This is a genomic window from Streptomyces malaysiense (assembly GCF_000980885.2).
GTDB classification, from domain to species: domain Bacteria; phylum Actinomycetota; class Actinomycetes; order Streptomycetales; family Streptomycetaceae; genus Streptomyces; species Streptomyces malaysiense.
In genome coordinates this window covers 1-15,651 of record NZ_LBDA02000070.1, presented here as the reverse complement: position 1 = coordinate 15,651, position 15,651 = coordinate 1, and the positions used below count along the sequence as shown (strand labels likewise).

The 15,651-nt window shown below is 68.7% G+C and carries 17 protein-coding genes, 2 pseudogenes and 1 CRISPR repeat array; of the genes and pseudogenes, 3 read left to right on the top strand and 16 right to left on the bottom strand.

The genetic code is table 11. The features are described 5' to 3' along the window. Positions 1-4: 4 nt before the first annotated feature. From VT52_RS27565 to VT52_RS27555, 4 genes are all read right to left on the bottom strand, one after another. Positions 5-451: a hypothetical protein gene (locus VT52_RS27565; protein ID WP_071387689.1), complete on the bottom strand. Its 447-nt coding sequence runs from the start codon at positions 449-451 to the stop codon at positions 5-7. A gap of 134 nt (positions 452-585) precedes the next feature. Beyond that, a CRISPR array of direct repeats spans positions 586-868; the repeat unit is 29 nt; unit sequence GGGACCATCCCCGCGGGCGCGGGGAGCAG. A gap of 625 nt (positions 869-1,493) precedes the next feature. Then, complete coding sequence (locus tag VT52_RS36120) at positions 1,494-1,700, bottom strand: hypothetical protein (protein WP_079175313.1); 207 nt, start codon at positions 1,698-1,700, stop codon at positions 1,494-1,496. A gap of 239 nt (positions 1,701-1,939) precedes the next feature. Further along, positions 1,940-2,062, bottom strand: a complete 123-nt coding sequence (locus VT52_RS39435) for a hypothetical protein (protein WP_276207973.1) — start codon at positions 2,060-2,062, stop codon at positions 1,940-1,942. 753 nt (positions 2,063-2,815) lie between these two features. After that, positions 2,816-4,597, bottom strand: a complete 1,782-nt coding sequence (locus VT52_RS27555; RefSeq protein ID WP_071387681.1) for a hypothetical protein — start codon at positions 4,595-4,597, stop codon at positions 2,816-2,818. Positions 4,598-5,036: 439 nt separating this feature from the next. Here VT52_RS27555 and VT52_RS38185 point away from each other — a divergent pair. Continuing rightward, a pseudogene (locus tag VT52_RS38185) lies at positions 5,037-5,133 on the top strand. 150 nt (positions 5,134-5,283) lie between these two features. Here VT52_RS38185 and VT52_RS37635 read toward each other — a convergent pair. Then, positions 5,284-5,601, bottom strand: a complete 318-nt coding sequence (locus VT52_RS37635) for a hypothetical protein (RefSeq protein WP_143070924.1) — start codon at positions 5,599-5,601, stop codon at positions 5,284-5,286. Between the two features lie 122 nt (positions 5,602-5,723). On the opposite strand from VT52_RS37635, the gene VT52_RS27550 reads away from it, so the two are divergent. Then, positions 5,724-6,017: a hypothetical protein gene (locus VT52_RS27550; protein WP_240509895.1), complete on the top strand. Its 294-nt coding sequence runs from the start codon at positions 5,724-5,726 to the stop codon at positions 6,015-6,017. A gap of 187 nt (positions 6,018-6,204) precedes the next feature. Here VT52_RS27550 and VT52_RS27545 read toward each other — a convergent pair whose 3' ends face one another. From VT52_RS27545 to VT52_RS27520, 7 genes and pseudogenes are all read right to left on the bottom strand, one after another. Further along, complete coding sequence (locus tag VT52_RS27545; protein WP_071387680.1) at positions 6,205-6,516, bottom strand: hypothetical protein; 312 nt, start codon at positions 6,514-6,516, stop codon at positions 6,205-6,207. A 71-nt stretch (positions 6,517-6,587) separates the two neighbouring features. Then, positions 6,588-6,935, bottom strand: a complete 348-nt coding sequence (locus VT52_RS39005) for a hypothetical protein (RefSeq protein ID WP_240509894.1) — start codon at positions 6,933-6,935, stop codon at positions 6,588-6,590. Between the two features lie 57 nt (positions 6,936-6,992). After that, positions 6,993-7,112, bottom strand: a pseudogene (locus VT52_RS39775) (zinc finger domain-containing protein); the annotation flags it as partial. 168 nt (positions 7,113-7,280) lie between these two features. Beyond that, a complete protein-coding gene (locus tag VT52_RS27535) occupies positions 7,281-7,844 on the bottom strand; it encodes an AAA family ATPase (protein ID WP_071387678.1) in 564 nt (187 codons plus the stop codon). Continuing rightward, positions 7,841-9,007: a DUF6042 family protein gene (locus VT52_RS39000; protein WP_240509893.1), complete on the bottom strand. Its 1,167-nt coding sequence runs from the start codon at positions 9,005-9,007 to the stop codon at positions 7,841-7,843. Before VT52_RS39000 ends, VT52_RS27535 begins: the two co-directional genes overlap by 4 nt. 71 nt (positions 9,008-9,078) lie before the next feature. Beyond that, positions 9,079-9,612, bottom strand: coding sequence for a transposase (locus VT52_RS38995; protein ID WP_240509892.1), 534 nt, complete (start codon positions 9,610-9,612; stop codon positions 9,079-9,081). Positions 9,613-9,868: 256 nt separating this feature from the next. Further along, positions 9,869-10,441, bottom strand: a complete 573-nt coding sequence (locus tag VT52_RS27520; RefSeq protein WP_071387677.1) for a TetR/AcrR family transcriptional regulator — start codon at positions 10,439-10,441, stop codon at positions 9,869-9,871. A gap of 243 nt (positions 10,442-10,684) precedes the next feature. Here VT52_RS27520 and VT52_RS27515 point away from each other — a divergent pair, with 243 nt between their 5' ends. Further along, positions 10,685-11,713 (top strand): agmatine deiminase family protein, encoded by a 1,029-nt coding sequence (locus tag VT52_RS27515; protein ID WP_240509891.1) that lies wholly within the window; start codon positions 10,685-10,687, stop codon positions 11,711-11,713. A gap of 94 nt (positions 11,714-11,807) precedes the next feature. Here VT52_RS27515 and VT52_RS27510 read toward each other — a convergent pair whose 3' ends face one another. The 4 genes from VT52_RS27510 to VT52_RS27495 form a co-directional block, all read right to left on the bottom strand. Beyond that, positions 11,808-12,440 (bottom strand): hypothetical protein, encoded by a 633-nt coding sequence (locus VT52_RS27510; protein ID WP_071387675.1) that lies wholly within the window; start codon positions 12,438-12,440, stop codon positions 11,808-11,810. A gap of 298 nt (positions 12,441-12,738) precedes the next feature. Beyond that, positions 12,739-14,001, bottom strand: a complete 1,263-nt coding sequence (locus tag VT52_RS27505) for a serine hydrolase domain-containing protein (protein ID WP_071387687.1) — start codon at positions 13,999-14,001, stop codon at positions 12,739-12,741. A 363-nt stretch (positions 14,002-14,364) separates the two neighbouring features. Next, positions 14,365-14,577, bottom strand: coding sequence for an integrase core domain-containing protein (locus VT52_RS27500; protein ID WP_071387674.1), 213 nt, complete (start codon positions 14,575-14,577; stop codon positions 14,365-14,367). A 25-nt stretch (positions 14,578-14,602) separates the two neighbouring features. After that, positions 14,603-15,651 (bottom strand): IS110 family RNA-guided transposase (locus VT52_RS27495; RefSeq protein WP_338059206.1); only part of this gene is annotated, 1,049 nt, incomplete at its 5' end.

Below are 15,651 nucleotides of genomic sequence, written 5' to 3'. Positions count from 1 at the left end.
CGGTTCAGATCGACCACCAGCAATACAGGTGCATGTCGGCTGACCAGGCACGCTGGGCGAGGCCCGCCAGGGCCTCAAGGACATCGAGCGCGTTGGAGGCGTCGACCTTACTCTGCTGCAGTTCGGCGGTCATCGACCACGGCTCGGCGACACGTTCCAGATCGGCTCGTGTCGCCTCGGCGAGGGCCTCGGCCAGGGTGTCCGACACGCTGATGATGAAGCGGCCTTCGTCTTCTGGGGAGGACACCAGCTGCCCGGCCCGCGGGCGTCGGCTGGCTTCCTCATAGGTGCAGTCCGTGAGGATGGCTTCGAGCTGGGCGATGGCGACGACCGGATCGATGTTCTTGAGGAAGACCACGTCGAGCGCAGCATCAGACGGCCCTCCGGCCTGCTCGGCCACCGCCAAAGCTACTTGGTCGTCAGCAGCAGAGAAGTAATCGCACATCGTCATGGCGACGAGTCTCGCATCCATGGCCGACAGCCCCGCTCGTCCGGAGCAAGGTCAGCAGACCCGAGTCGCCGACCACAAAGGGGTCAATTTTCGGAGACCCACACGGGGTCAAAATTCAGAGACCGTTGACACGAGGGACCATCCCCGCGGGCGCGGGGAGCAGCGGTGCCATCACGGCGAGAGGTGCGAAGTCGAGGGACCATCCCCGCGGGCGCGGGGAGCAGTCCGGCGCGTCCGGCACCGGCAAGAGCTGGTCGGGACCATCCCCGCGGGCGCGGGGAGCAGGAGCGGATCCCCTTCACGTCCGTGCCGACGTTGGGACCATCCCCGCGGGCGCGGGGAGCAGCGCCACGCATCCCGCCTGGATGCACGACGAGCCCTGGTACGGGGGACCATCCCCGCGGGCGCGGGGAGCAGACTTCCTGACCTGCGGCTTTATCGCTCCACGGACACGTTTCCCTTAACTTTTACAGATTCCGACAAAAGCGCCATAACGACTCCCCTTCTCTAGCGGGGCGGTACGCCAACATCGTAGGCCTCACCGTCCCGAACCGTCCGGCCACGCCCGCGCCGCCCACACCGCCCTCGCACCACGTCGGGCAAGCCGGTTCCCGGAACCAGGCGCCGGCCGGTCTGTGTTGGTGCCGTCGAGCTTTCCCATGCGAGGCCGACACCCAGCTTGGTTCCCGGACGGCAGGTCGGGCACGACTCGGCCCCGATCAACGCGTCCGCGAGCACAATCCCGGGCCTGCTCCGCACTGATCGCCAAAGGTTTCCGCCTGCCTTGCCGGATCGTGCATGTGCCGACGTGCACGACGACCGGCAAGGGATCCTCTGGGCCGAGCTTCGGCTCCATCAGGTACTCGGCCGACGGGCGCCGTCTCGCGCCAGGCGGCTGTGCCGGGCGGCCCAGGCCCTGGCCCGAGGAGCCTGTGTGAGGGCTTTGCGGACCTCGTCGCGTTGGAGCCGCAGGTAGATACCTATGGTCTCGGTCTCGGCGATCTGCCGCTCCAAGTGTCTCAGGATCGTCCGGCGGGGCGGGTCAGACGGCAGGTCGGGCATGACGGGGAGCGTGCAGCGCAGCCCGCGCTCGCGCGCGTTGGCCCCGCCAGTACGGGTGGAAGAGCACCTGCGCCGAGAGCCGGGGCAGGCGACGCCGCAGTTCGGCGCGCGGGTGTGCCGCGAGCTGCCGGTAGGTGGCGTGCCACTCCTCGTGGGCTCGGGTGAGGTCATCGGGAATCGGCCGCATGGCCGGATACAATCATGTGTTCGAATTTGTGCTCCAGTCGCCGCGTGACGGTTGCCGAAGGACGGGCTGCCGGACGGACGCCGGTCCGCAACGTCGACGCCGCCCGTTTGCTCCATAGCGGCCGGGCCTCGCGGCCGCAGCGTGGCCGTCCACGCGTTCGCCGGTAGCTCCGGGTCGGTGTAGCCGGCGGGTCCGGGGGCCGCGGGCCTGCCTCGGCCGGTGGCACGGAGTTGCGGACGTCAGCTGGCCTCGTCGCCGTAGGTGTAGGGGTATACGGCGGTGTAGTCCTTCTCGGGCTTGGCCGTGTCCGCGGCGTACTCGGCTCGTGCCTGCCGGTCGGCTTCGCTGATGTCCGGATGCACGGAGGGAGTCTGGGGGGGCGGGCCAGAGCTGGATCAGGTGTCTTTCCCCGTGGTCGCCGATGCCCGGTTCGGGGTCGTCGGCGTGGCAGTAGAGGCGCACGCGGACCCAGCCGTCATTGGCGGCGGCCGCTGGTGCCTCGAGGGGCGGTTGTTCTTCGGGCCATGCGTCCCAGAAGTCGCCCTGTCCGACGGTGGCGAGGCAGAGTGTAGGGCTGTCGGCGAGCAGGCTCATCTCCTCCGCCGGTTCCCAGGCGTCACCGGGTTCGGCATCGGGGAGGCTGTCGTGCATCTGGATGGTCATCTGCAGGGGGCCGGTGTCGGTGGTGGGCAGGACGACGGCGGTGGCGTCCGTGGCTGGGCCGCAGCGCCATCCGAACGGCATCTCGGTCGGGAAGTCGTAGTCGTCGTCGAAGCCGATGAAGTAGCCGTGTTCGCCGAGGTCGACGGTGAAGGTCGCTTCGCGGATCAGCATGGGGATCCTCCTTCAACGGAGAGGGTGCCCCGCTCCCGGGGATGTCGGGAGCGGGGCACCTGGGCCGGCGTGAGTCTAGGCACGTTCAGGCGATCACGTGGCCGGTACCAGGCTCCAGTCGGCCAACTACGGTTCTGCCGTTACGGAGTTCTCCCCGGCATGGGCAAGGAGGGCCTTGTCGGAAGTGGGACAGGGCTGATCGCGGGACCGCACCCAAGCCGGTGTCGGCGTGCGGTCAGGAGGCTCCGGTCGGGCAGGCATCAAGTGCGGGGGCGCACGGTCTACTTGGCGCTGACCCGGGTGTGGACGCTCGCCGAGTCCAGGTGGTGAGTGTCGGGAGACCGGTAGGCGACGTACCAGGTGCCGGTGCTGGTGTCCCGTGCACTGAGGCTGTACTGGCCGCGGGCATCGGTGGTGGCGGTGGACATGAGGTACGAGGAAGTGCTGCCGGCCGGCTGGAACCACAGGCGCACGGTGGCGTGGCCGTATGCGTGCCATGTTCCTGCGGAGGACTGCTGGAGGGTCCCGGAGAAGGCCAGCTTCTGGTTACGGCTCGCGTGCGTGGTGCTCGGCCTGGCGCCGGTGATCCGGGTGGGGGTGCGCCAAAGGTGCACCGCCTTGCCGGTGACGGGCAGCCAGTCGCGGCTGCCGGGGAAGAAGACGCGCCAGTAGCCGTTGGCGTCGCTGTCGCGGCGGACGTCGCAGAGGAATTCGTCTTTGCCCAGGCCGTGGCGTCCGACCGTGGTGGTGGCCGTGTTGTGCCAGGTTCTGCCGTCGGCGGAGTACTGCACCTGGAGCGTGGTGCCGGCAGGCGGGCCGGCCGGTCCGAGGGCGAGATGGCCGGCGATGAGGCCTTGTCCCGTGGCGTCCTGGGAGATGCTGAGGCTGGTGAAATGGGCTCCGGGCTGGGGGATGTGGACGCGGGTGTCTTCCGCCGGGCTCTGCTGGAGGAAGTCCGTGGCCTCGGTGCGGACTTGGTAGGCCCCGGCCTGGGAGATCGGGATGCTGAACGCTCCCTGGTCGTCACTGAAGCCGCTGGAGATCCAGTCGGAGCCGGCCTGTGGGCCTGACAGGTCGACAAAGGTGCGGGGAGCGGGTAGCCAGGCGTCGCCGACCTTGCGCTCCACGACGCCGGTCACGGTGGTCGTGCCGCCGGCGGGGAGATTGATCTCCGGCGGCGAGGTGACCTGGATCCGGGTGGGTTCGGAGGCGGGGAGGTCGGGCTGGAGGAGGTAGGAGTACGCGTGGGTGTGGGTCCAGCTGTCCTCGCGGCCGGGCTCGTACGCCACGGAGGTCTGGATTGCGCCGTTGGCGTCGAACGAGGCCGTGAAGGTGCCGTCGGCGCCCGTCGTCACCTTCGGCCAAGGGAAGTCGATGTTCCCGCCGATGGTCACGGTGGCTCCCGGAAAGGGACTGACCTGGCCGGTGCCCGGGTCGGTAAGAGTGAGGGCTCCATGGACGGTGACGGTGCGGTGGTCGAAGTCGAAGTCAGGCGGGACACTCTGTGTGTACTGGCTGAAGTGGACGATCTGCTGGTACTCCACCGTTCCGGCGGCGGGCAGTGTCACGTCGTAGCCGTGGTCGTCGCGGACGTCCAGCGCGACGCGGTAGGCGCCGAACGCGGGCAGTACGACCGGGCTCGTCGCCCGCCACGTCCCCCCGGCCAGGTACTCGAAGTCCGTCACCGTGAGCACGGGCGGCGCGTCCGCGGGCGCGTTCAGCGGGTAGAAGCGGGCGGTGAGCGATGTGACGGCCGCGCCGTTGCCGGACGAGCGTGCGTAGACACGGAAGTTGGCGTGATCGTTGGTGTAGTCGAACGGGTTGGCGGCCGCCCAGGGCAGACCCGCCACCGGCTTGGTGAGTATCACCGGCCCCTGTCCGTCCGGCGTGGTGGGGGCGCCGCCTGCTGCGGGTGCTCCCGTGGTGTCGGCCGGCGGCGTGTCGGCGGCGGCCACGGGCGTAGGGCTGGGCGCCGTGGGCCCGGCCAGGGCCTGGGCCGGCAGGGCCAGTGTGGCGAGAAAGCCGGCCGCGACCGACGTGGAGATGAGCAGGCGTGGTCTCACGTGGAAGTTCCCCCGGACAGTCAGTCGCTGATCTGTCATGTGCAGATCGACAGCGCATCCTATCGTCCACCGCCGGTGGTCCCGTGGGCCATGCCGGACAGCAGGCCGATGGGGCGTGGGAGAACTGGTGCAGTCGCGCGGCCTGCGGGGCGACACCGCCGCTGAGGTGGCCCGCCCGCAGCTGGATCACTCGGCCGTGGTGCGGACCGGGCGGCCGGGCCGCGCGGCACACCGCCGCGGTGCGGCCGGGGCCGTACCGGATGAGGTGGTCCCGTGGCCCTCACCGGTCCGCCCAGGCGGCTCTGCAGTCCGCGGCCGCCCAGGAAGCCCGGCACCGTGAGCAGATCCGCCCTGTTCCTGTCATGTCAGTCACCTGTCAGCGGCCCGTGGCACTCTCTTTCACGTGCACGACCCCGAACCTCACCGGAGTCGGGAGCGAGGAGAGGTGCCCGGAGTGGTTGATCGGGGACCAGCGAGCACGCCTCAAGGTCGGATCCTTTCGGGGGTCCACGCAGGTTCGAATCCTGCCCTCTCCGCATCACGCGGCACGCCGCTCACCGGGAAGCACCCGGTGAGCGGCGTGCCCATGCCGTGTAGCGGGCGCGACCGTGCTGTCAGTAGTGCTGTTTCCGGTAGACGCCGTCGGTGTCGGCTCCGTGTCGAGTCTCCATTCGAGCCGGGGCGGTTCATTCCTTGTCACGGCTCTTGTCATGGCTCTTGAGGTTGCGACCTGCGCCGCTGGGTGACTTCAGGTAGGCGTTCTCCGCCTCTGCGCTCTGCCACTTGGCGTACAGGTACGTGCACGCCGAGATGGAAGCTCCAAGGGCGGCAAGGGTCACGCCCTGAGTTACTACCAGACGCTTGGTGAGCTTGGAGAGCTTGCCTCCAGCTGGTGGGGCCTCGCTCTTGCAGATGCCGACATGGCCGGTCTCCAGTGAGTGCCGCTGCAGTTCTTCGAGACCGTCAGCCTGGAAGGGGCATGCGGTGCACACGTATTCGGTCATCAGTTGATCCCCCTAACGGAATGTAGATTCCCACAGACTGAGTGCGTCCGCGCACCACTTGGCCATCCTCTAGCCCGGAGCTACCCGGAGGACAAGCAATTCCGGCAGCGAGGCCCCCGGGCGTGCTGGGCGATCCGGGGGTGCAGGAGGCGCGGGCCCGGGTGGAGACGGCGGAGACGGAACTCGGGCTGGAGCTGTGTGCCCGTCTCCAGCCGTTCCAGGACCGCTACGACCAGGACGTGGCGGAGGGCGACGCGGACCGGCTCACCCGGGCCTGTGCGGGCAAGCACGGCCGCTGGGGGCGGATCTGCGTCCTGCCCGACGGACACGAGACCTCGATGGAGGAACCGCACTGGGGCCTCAACAGCGAGGGCCGGCCAATCGCGTGGGGGGGCAGCGCACCTGACGACTGGTGAGCGGCGGTGAAACCGGCGGACAGGACCCCGGGGCGCACGAGCGGCCCGGGGTCCTTCGCTGTCCAGGACCAGCGGCGCCGCGCCCAGGCCCTACACGCACTGGGGTGCGATGCCCGAGGGTTAGGAGCTGGGGCATCGCACTGGTGTGCGTGTAGGCCCTGGGGTCTTGGGGTCTTCCCCTGGCGAACTACTTTGCAGCGGGGGCGGGATCGGTGAACGAAATCGGCTTGCCGATGGCGCGGGCATAGTCGATTTCCCTGCTCGTGGACTCGCCGATGTACCCGCCAGGGTTGACGACCAGAACCCGGTCTGCCAGGTCGATCTTGCGCAGGTGGAGGGCGTCCAGCGCCTTCTTCTGCTTGTCGGTGATCAACTCGTCTGCTTCGCCTGGCGCGACAACGATGACGCCGGCGAAGGTCAGATCACGATTCGCCGCACGCATCTCGTCCACGAACCGGGTAGAGCCGCAGATGCAGACGATTTCAGGCCGGTCGGGCACAGCTCATCCCTTCGCTCGAACGGGACACCGCCAGCGTGCAGGTTGGTACTGCATCAGTGTTGGCCGGCCGGTCAGCCGTCGGCTCGTTCCTTCTCGATCGCATTCATCCTGCGGACCATGTCGATCTGTGCGCGGATCATCGTGTCGAACAGGACCTCCGGATCGCCGTCGGGTCCGGCGCTCGCAGCCAGCAGCGAGGCGACTTGGCTGGCGAGGACAGTGACCACGTCGGCCGTCCCCACCGGGCCGCGGACCTCGATCAGTTTGCGCACGGCGTCGTCGATGCGGTCCATGGCCTCCTCGCCCTGGAGGAACAACCCGAGCCGGTCGGCGAGAAACATGCGGACGACCGCCACACCGTCGGCCAGGGCGGTGTCCACGTTGAAGTCGGCGCGGGCCTTCTCCGACTCCTTGAGCACGGCCGGAATCGTGTACGTCCGCTGCTCCGGGATGAGGCCCTCCTTTCGCCACTTCGCGTACGGAATGGGGCCGACGGCGTCACGGCGTGCACGGTGTTCGTTGGTCGGGCGGCCGCCCGCGGTGCGGCAGGCCCGCCCTGCGGCTGTCTTGCAGGTCGGGCATTCGACACGGCGCATCCACGAACGCACGAGATCCATCTCGGCGTCGGAGCGGAGGTGGCGTCGCCACTCGCCGCCCCACGGGATGCTCTGCGATCCGTTCTCCACGCCCATTGGCCCCCCTGGGTCCGGTGGTGTGTGCCGTCTTGCCTGCCGTGAAGCTGACCGTACCTGCGGTGGCGCCCCTCAGCGGTCGATCGGGGGAATGCCGTCCAGGCCGCTCTCGGAGAGGATCTGTTGGACCGTGTCGTCCAGGGTGCTGGCCGCGTCGATGACGGTCTCCAGGCCGTTGGGGAGCAGGTCCTTCTCTCGATACCAGTCCCGTAGGTGGCCCTCGTTGACGTGCGCAAGGTACTCGGCATCTGCTTTCGTCGCGTGCCGGAGCACCGTCTCCTCGAAGGGCACGTGGAGGTAGTAGCACCGTGTGACGCCCTGGTGGGCGCGCACCAGGTCCTGGAGCATCGTGCCGTAGCGGTCGGCGTACAGGATGCCCTCCAGGACGACGTGGAAGCCGTTGTCCAGGGCGTAGCGGGCGGTGAGGTCGATCAGGCCGATGTTCGCAGCCCCGGGCCGGTCGCGTTCGCGCAGCACGATGCGGCGCAGGTTGTCCTGGGCGACGATGGCGAGGTTGCGGCCGAACTTCTCGCGCAGGCCGGCCGCGACGGACGACTTGCCCGAGGCGCTGTTGCCGCGGAGCACGATCAGGCGCGTGTCGCTGGTCCCCACGGTGCCGTGCGCGGCCTCAGTCACCCGCGGCTGACCTGGATGCGGTTCTCGTGGAAGTGCTCCCAGTCCATGACCAGGCGGAAGCGGCGGTGGGCCTCCGGTCGCTCCGCGTCGGCCGGCTCCTCGCCGCGCTGGACACGGGCGTCGCCGGATTTCACGAGTTCCGCGAGAGCGAGCCGGACGTCGTCGACGTCCTGGCCCGTAGCTGCTGCCAGCCGGTCCAGGGAGGTGAGGGTCTCTGCCGGTTCACCCAGATCGTCGACCAGGTGGTCGCTGAGGGTGTCGAGCAGCGGGCCGGTGCGCATCGTCCAGCGGATCGAGTCGAGGCGCTCGGTGAGTTCAGGGTCCAGGGGCAGCAGGTCGCCGGGCAGCGGCAGCGCGGCGGGCATCGACCATCGGGTACCGTCCGGCGTCTCCTCGCGGCGGGCCAGGCCCCACGTCAGGTACAGCTCGGACAGATCCCGCACGGTGGTGGGCACCGGGAAGCCGGCGGTCGTCAGCATGGTGCTGAACTGCTCCCAGCGGGCCGCCTCGCATGCTTCGCGGCCCTCCGGCGCGGCCTCGTAGTCCCATTCCTCATCCGGCCAGGAGAAGGTGAGCGCGCCGTCGAGGTCGCCGCCGATCATGTCCCAGTGCCCGTCGAAGAGCTCGTGCACCAGGTTGTCCAGTGAGCCGGTGAAGCCGGGCTGGCATGCCGTCCCGAAGTCGTCCCGGGCGAAGCCCTCGCCTCGGCGGTGCTGGTGCGTGGGGTTGCTCTTCAGCGGTCCGGAGACGGTGACCTGGTGTTCGCGGGCGGCTTGTTCCAGGTGGGGCAGGGAGGTGTAGCCGGCGTCGACCAGATGCTCGGCGGGCAGCAGCCCGCGACGTGCCAGGCGGGTGTGGATGCCGGGCAGGACCTGGCTGTCGTGGGTGGTGGCCGCGGTAGTGGCGACATCCGTGATCACGTTGGGGCCGTCGGCAGCACAGGTCTCGGTCAGATGAGCGGCGAACCCCTTCCAGCTGATGATGTGCCCGTGCCGTGCGTAGCGGGCCGAGGTGTCGTAGGGCGAGACGATCGCCCTCGACGACGGCGGCAGACCCGCCCCGCCTTCCTTCTCGGCGGTGCGCCAGCGCAGGCGCCCTGCGGCATCACGGTGGTAGTTCTGCGCCATGATCTGCCGCAGGGCCTGGACACGAGGACCGGACATGCGGTCCGCTCCGTGCCGGTGGAGGTGTTCGCGGAGCCGGACGGCGTCGTTTCCGGTGGCAAGGATCCGAGTCATGGGCTTGGTGGGGTTCTTCCCCAGGCGGACCGGCCGACCGTAGCGAAGCCCCCAGTCCTCGTCGACCAGCTCGTCGAGCAGATGAGGGGACGTGCCGCGGCGACTTCTTCGAGTGCGGCGCGGACCGCCTCGGTGATCAGCTCCAGGCGGGACAGATCACGCACCGCGGCCAGGACATGGGTGGAATCGGTGCGCTGAGTGATGCGCTCGCGCACCAGGCCGGCCTCCTTGAGACGGGCCAGCGCGAGGTCGAGGAGGCGGTCGGCACGGCCGTCTTCAGCGAGACGATCGCGGAAGTCGGCCAGCGCGCTGTGGTGGAATCCGGGATCGTCCAGCTCCATGGCCATCGCGTACTTGAAGTCGATGCGGCAGCACACCGCCTCGGCGGCCTGCCGGTCCGACAGACCGAGCAGGAACTGCAGCACACAGACGGTGGCCAGCTGAGCGGGCGAGAGCCCCGGACGCCCGTCCCTGGGGTACCAGTTCGCGAAGTCCTCGTCGCGCCACAGTCCGTTTAGCCGGTCCCGCACCCATATCGCCGTCGTGCCATCCGGGTTGCTCGCCCGTGCGACCTGTTCGGTCAGAGGCGGGACTTGCTCACCAGAACGGGGGCGCAGGGACAACGGGCACCTCGACAGCTTCATCGGTCAGCGGAACTACCTGAGCATGCCCGTCGACCATGCTGCCGCATCGGAAAACATCAAGATCCCCGACAGAGTCAAGCTCAGAGGGCGGTTCGCAGGTTGATGCCCTGTTTCGGGTGAGGGCGAGGCCGTGCTGGCCGGGTCAGGGGCCGAGTTCTGCGATGATGGCGCCGCGCAGGAGGTGGCGGGAGCGTTCGAGGGTGAGGGTGCCGCTGAGCCAGCGTTTGCTGAGTCCTTCGACGAGGGCGGTGAGCCGATGGGCGGCGTCGTCCGGTGAGATGTCGGGAGTGGCGCGGCCGGTCTGCTGGGCGCGGTGGATCAGGTCGCTGGTGTAGTCGTTCCAGCTGTCGGTGGTGGTGCGGAGCTGGTCGCGCAGTTCGGGCTGGAAGACGGCGGTGGAGCGCAGTTCGCCCCAGGCGGTGCTGTTCTCGACGACGGCGGGGGTGTCCTGGAGTTCGAGGAGCAGCATCTCTTCCAGGTGGCCGCGGGGATCGGTATCGGGGTCGCTGGTGGGCTGGGTGTAGTGCTCGGCTCGGGTGTTGATGAAGTCGAGTGTGCGGGCGAGGAGACCGGCCCGGTCGCGGAAGTGGTAGTAGATCAGCGAGGTCGACACGCCGGCCTCCTCGGCCAGCTCTTCGACTCGCAGGCCCCTGATGCCGCGCTGCGCGATGACACGGGCGGCAGCTTCCAGGATGGCGGTGCGGCGGGCGGACACGGTTCGCTCCCTAGAAAGGTTCCAGGCGGTGACGGAGGCAATGCTACCGTCTCACCCTGACTGAAATTTCAGTCAGGAATTGTTCCGGTCCGGGATGGGAGCCGTGTCATGAGGAGACCGAACCGCCGAAGCGTGCTGAGGAGCGGTGTGGCTGCTGCGCTGGCCGCCGCGGGGCTGACAGCCTGCGCCCAGGGCCAGGAGAAGGAGTCGGGCCGGCCGTCGGCCGGGACAGAGGAGAGCGCGGTGCCCATTCGGAATCAGGCCGAGCTGTTCATGCCGGCGGAGACCCGCGAGCATGTCCGCACGTTCATGTCCTGGCCGCCGCTGGACTCGGTCTGGGATGACATGGCCGACGACGTCCAGCGCGACATCGCGGGCATTGCCCGGGCGCTGGCCGAGTTCGAGCCTGTAGTCATGCTGGCTGCCCCGGAGGAAGTCAAGGCCGCCCGCCGGGCCTGCGGCTCCGGAGTCGAGGTGATCGCGGTACCCACCGACGACCTGTGGATACGCGACAGCGGCCCGACCTTCGTCCAGGGCCCGAAAGGCCTCGAGGGCATCGACCTGCACTTCAACGGCTGGGGCGGCAAGCAGGAACACGAGCACGACGCGAAGGTCGCCCGCGCCGTCCTGGAGTACGCCGGCGTCCCCCGCGTCGACGCGCCGCTGGTGGGAGAGGGCGGCTCACTGGAAGTGGACGGCCACGGCACCCTCCTGGTCACCGAGAGCTCTTTGGTCAACCCCAACCGCAACCCCGACCTGAGCCGCGACGAGATCGAGAACTCCCTCAAGAACCTGGTCGGCGCCGACAAGGTGATCTGGTTCAAGGGCGTCAAGGGCCAGGACATCACCGACTACCACGTCGACTCGCTGGCCCGCTTCGCAGAGAACGGTGTCGTCCTGCTCAGCCGCGCCTGGGCCGGCGACGGACCCGACGTGTGGACCCGCGCCTACGACCAGGCACGCGGTGTCCTGGAGAGCACGACCGACGCCCGTGGAAGAAGGTTCGAGATCATCGACCTCCCCGAACCCGACCCCACCCGGCTCGGCCGCCGCGGGGAGGACTTCCTCGGCTCCTACGCCAACTACTACATCGCCAACGACGCCGTCCTCATCCCCCGCTTCGGCGACCGCAAAGCCGACCAGCAGGCCGCCGCCGTCATCGGCGACCTCTACCCCGATCGCGAGGTCGTTCAGCTGGAGATCCACACCGTCGCCGAAGGCGGCGGTGGCATCCACTGCGCCACCCAACAGCAGCCCAAGGGAGTGTCATGAATCAGGTGTGATCTTCCCCGAAGGAGTCACCTGATTCATGACACTCCCATTGTGACTGAGTGTCTCAGGTGGCGAGTTGAGCGTCAGCCGGTCCTCACCCGTGTGCTCGGCTGGTGTGATGTCGGCGCGTCCGCGTCGCTGTCAGACGGGCGACCGCCTGTCGGGCAGCCTCGCGGTGATCTGGGCGGGGCGCCGGTACGCGAGGGCCAGCCAGGTCGCGGCCGGTGAGCGACTTGGCTTCGACTGCGGTCCAGTCGGCGCGGCGCACCACGGCGATGTGTCCTTCCTCGTGGGCCTGTCCGTCCTTCCAGTCGTCAGGTGGCGCCATCAGGACACGGAGGTCCTGATCGCTCAGCCACTCCAGCCCGAGGACCTGGCGGCCGAGGTGGTGCTCGATGAGCGACAGGGCGGTGCCGGTCTCCAGGTGGAGGAGCAAGAGCTCTCCCTCGAAGTAGTAGCCGCCGTCGTACTCGCCGGATCCCACGGCGAGCAGGGGAAGGGTCGGGTGGAAGGCCATCGCGTTCACGGGGTGCTGCGAGTGCAGCAGCAGCCGGCGGCGGGCGCGGTCGGTGACGTGGAAGACACCGACCGTCTTCGCCTCGTCGTACTCGTGCGCGCCCGCCACGGCGACCATGCCTCTCCGCTTGTCCGCCACGGCCAGGACGGGATCGCCGACCTCGGCGAAGGGGTCGTCGGAGCGGTCGCGGTCGGCGGGAGACGAGGTCATGCCGAGGATCCTCGCAAGGTTCCCGCTGGAGTGGGTAGCCAGGCCCTCCTTACAGCCCTGGCCGCCCACGTAGCTCAGCTCGCCAACTCAACGACTCACTCGCCAACTGAGGCACTCAGGCCATTGTGACTGAGCGCCTCAATTGGCGACTTGAGCGCATCGAGGCACAAGGTGGCGCGGCCTTCCGCGCAGTCGCGCCGCGACCTGGCTGCGCAGCACCTTCCTCGGCCACCTCCGCGCCGCCCAAGGCTTTTCGCCCACGAGCACCCGGGGGCACGGGGCAGGTGCGGTTGGTGTCTCAGTGGGTGGCGGTGGTGGCCGTGGGCGGGGTGAGCAGGGCGGCGATCAGGCGGTTGGCAACGGCCGGGGAGCCGCCGTTGTCGGCGGTGGAGGTGCCGACGGCGTAGACGGTGCGCAGCTTCAGGTCGCGGGTGGCGAAGACGCCGCTGGCGTAGCCGATGTCGTGCCCGGTCTTGCCCCACAGGACGGTACCGTCGGGCAGCGTGACGCTCTTCAGACCAGCGCCGTAGCAGGCCGTGCCCTTGGCGGTGCCGGTGTCGCAGTCGCTGCCGTCCGCGTAGTGGAGGGGGCTGCCGGCGCTGTCGAGCGGGACGGCGAACATCTCGTAGAGCTGCTCGGGGTCGAGCAGTCGGCCGCTGAACAGGGCGCTGATGAAGTGGTCGAGGTCGGGGGCGGTGGAGATGACGGCGGTGGCGTCGTCGCCCTGTTCGCTGACGTCCACGGGCCGACCGGTGGAGTCGATGACGTAGCCGTGCAGGGCCGGCCGGGGCATCCGGGTGTCGCCCTCGGGGACGGATGTGTGGTTCAGGTGGAGGGGCCGGATCACCCGGCTGGTCACCTCGTCGCCGAAGGAGTTGCCGGTCACCTGCTCGATGATCTTGGCGGCGATGCGGTAGCCGAGCGAGCTGTACTCCTGCTTGCTGCCTGGGGTGAAGTGGAGGGGCGGAGTCGAGCCGTCCGCCGGGTGCAGGCTGGAGTGGATGACGTCGTCGAGGGTGAAGTAGTCGAGGTGTTCGCCGATAAGCTGGTCAGCGGTGGGGTTTGGGATTCCCGCCTGCATGTCCGGCAGGCCGCTGGTGTGGTTGAGCAACTGCCTGACGGTGATGGGCTGGTAGCTGTCGGGCAGGAGGCCGGGCAGGTAGTATTGGACGGTCTGGTCGAGGTCGAGCTTCCCCTCGGCAGCCAGCTGAAGGGCCACCGTGGCCTCGAATGCCTTGGAGATGCTGCCGATGTGGAAGTGCGCGTCGGGTGAGATCGGCCGACTGGTGAAGGCGTCCGAGGAACTGCCCCGCCAGATCTGGTCCGGGGTGCTGACCCGGGCCAGCTGACCACCCGCCCGGTCGCCGGGGTGCAGGCCGACCGCCGCGTCGAGGGCCGTCCTGTTGAGCCCGGAGGCACCGATCGGCGATGCGCTCTGCGTGGCGGCAGCCGCCTGGACCGCCGGCGCACCAGCGGCCAGGGCCGGAGCGGCTGTGGCGGTGGTGGCAACCAGCGCGGCGGCCAGCGCCAGCAGGGTGAGGCGTCGCTTGAAGGCATTCATCGGTCTACTCCAGGTGAGCACGTCGGACGCCGGTCGGACGTCCTCGATCATGGTGTCGTTCGACCAGCCGACGGTGCATCGGGAATCACCCCGGCTTCGGCCCTGGGTCATCCCTGACTCCTGGTCAGGGTCAGCCCCGACCAGATCCACGCCGCCCGCCACCCCGACCTGCGGAATCTGCCCCCCGCAGGACGCCCACCACCGCGAGCTGAAGGCACTACTCGATAACCACGCCGACCAACCCGCCATCGTCATCGATGCCGCACGCTCAGCTCGCCAACTCAACCGCTCATCCGCCAACTGAAGCGCTCAGTCACAGGAGCCCGCTCGCCGCTCTGAACCGCCCCGGGTTCGGTAGAGATCTCAGATTGTGGTGATGACCTGGGGTTTCTTGAGTTCGGTGTAGTAGTCGGCTTCGTATTCGACGGGCGGGATGTGCCCTATCTCACCGTGGAGTCGGCGGTGGTTGTACCAGTCGATCCACTCGGCAGTGGCCAGCTCGACCTGGGAGAGCGTCTTCCAGGGGTGCTGGGGCTTGATCAGCTCGGTTTTGAACAGGCCAATCGTGGACTCCATCAGGGCGTTGACGCTCCTATAGTTGTCAATTCGCTGCGAAGGTTGGCTGGGGGGCGGGTCGGAGCAGGTGGTAGACCTCGCGGATGACGTAGCGTTTCACGCAGCGGATGATCTCGCGTTTCGTCTTGCCCTCGGCCGTGCGACGGGCGACGTAGTCGATCGTGGGCTGGTGAAACCGCATCCGGACGATGACGGTTCGGTAGATCGCGGCGTTCAGCTGTCGGTGGCCGCCGTGGTTGATGCGATGCCTGCCGCTGGTCATGCCTGAGCCGGTAGGTATGGGAGCGATTCCCGCGAGCTTGGCGAGGGCAGCCTCGGACTTGATCCTTTCGGGGTTGTCGCCGGCGACGACGAGGATCTCCGCGGCGGTGTCCACGCCGATGCCGAACGGCTCGAGCAGCTGTGGAGCGGTCTTTTCGACCAGGTCGGCGATCATACGTGTCAGTTCCTTGGCCTCGGCGTCCAGGTACTGCCAGCGCTTGGCGAGCGTCCGCAGGGTGTGACGCAGTGCGTCCTCGGGTTCTTCCAGGCGGCGGGGGCGCAGGGCTGCCAGCTGCCGCGCCAGGGTGATTTGTGTCTTGCCCGCCGTCTCATGGCGCAGGGTGTCCGGGGCGTGGACCAGCATCGCCTTGATCGTGACCATCGCTGCGGCGCGCTGTTCAACGGCCTGATCATGGGCGACCTTGAGTCGGCGGATCATCTCGGCTTCGCCGTCGGCGCTTTTCGGCGTGGCGGTCGCGAACCCGGCAAGCACGGCCCGGGCGGCGTTCTCGGCGTCCAGGGTGTCGGACTTGCCGTTCATGCGCCTCAGTCGCCGGTCCGGACGGCCGGCCTCGACCACCTTGTGGCCTTTCCTGCGCAGGAACGACGTCAGTGTGGCGCCGTAGGAGCCGGTTCCCTCGATCCCGAACGCCAGGATCCTGCCGAACGAGGTTGCCCAGTCGAGCAGCTGCTGGAATCCGCCGGTGTCGGTGGGAACGGTCAGGGTGGCCAGGATCCCGCCGATCGTGTCCATCACCGCTGCGACGTGTATGTGCTTGTGTGTGTCTGAGAAGCTGTTGTCTTTCCGGACGT

Bases quoted from the DNA above. Each gene is read 5' to 3' on its own strand.
- VT52_RS27565 (WP_071387689.1), bottom strand. From the start codon at position 451: ATGACGATGTGCGATTACTTCTCTGCTGCTGACGACCAAGTAGCTTTG.
- VT52_RS36120 (WP_079175313.1), bottom strand. From the start codon at position 1,700: ATGCGGCCGATTCCCGATGACCTCACCCGAGCCCACGAGGAGTGGCAC.
- VT52_RS37635 (WP_143070924.1), bottom strand. From the start codon at position 5,601: ATGACCGAATACGTGTGCACCGCATGCCCCTTCCAGGCTGACGGTCTC.
- VT52_RS39000 (WP_240509893.1), bottom strand. From the start codon at position 9,007: ATGTCCGGTCCTCGTGTCCAGGCCCTGCGGCAGATCATGGCGCAGAAC.
- VT52_RS27510 (WP_071387675.1), bottom strand. From the start codon at position 12,440: ATGACCTCGTCTCCCGCCGACCGCGACCGCTCCGACGACCCCTTCGCC.
- VT52_RS27505 (WP_071387687.1), bottom strand. From the start codon at position 14,001: ATGAATGCCTTCAAGCGACGCCTCACCCTGCTGGCGCTGGCCGCCGCG.
- VT52_RS27500 (WP_071387674.1), bottom strand. From the start codon at position 14,577: ATGGAGTCCACGATTGGCCTGTTCAAAACCGAGCTGATCAAGCCCCAG.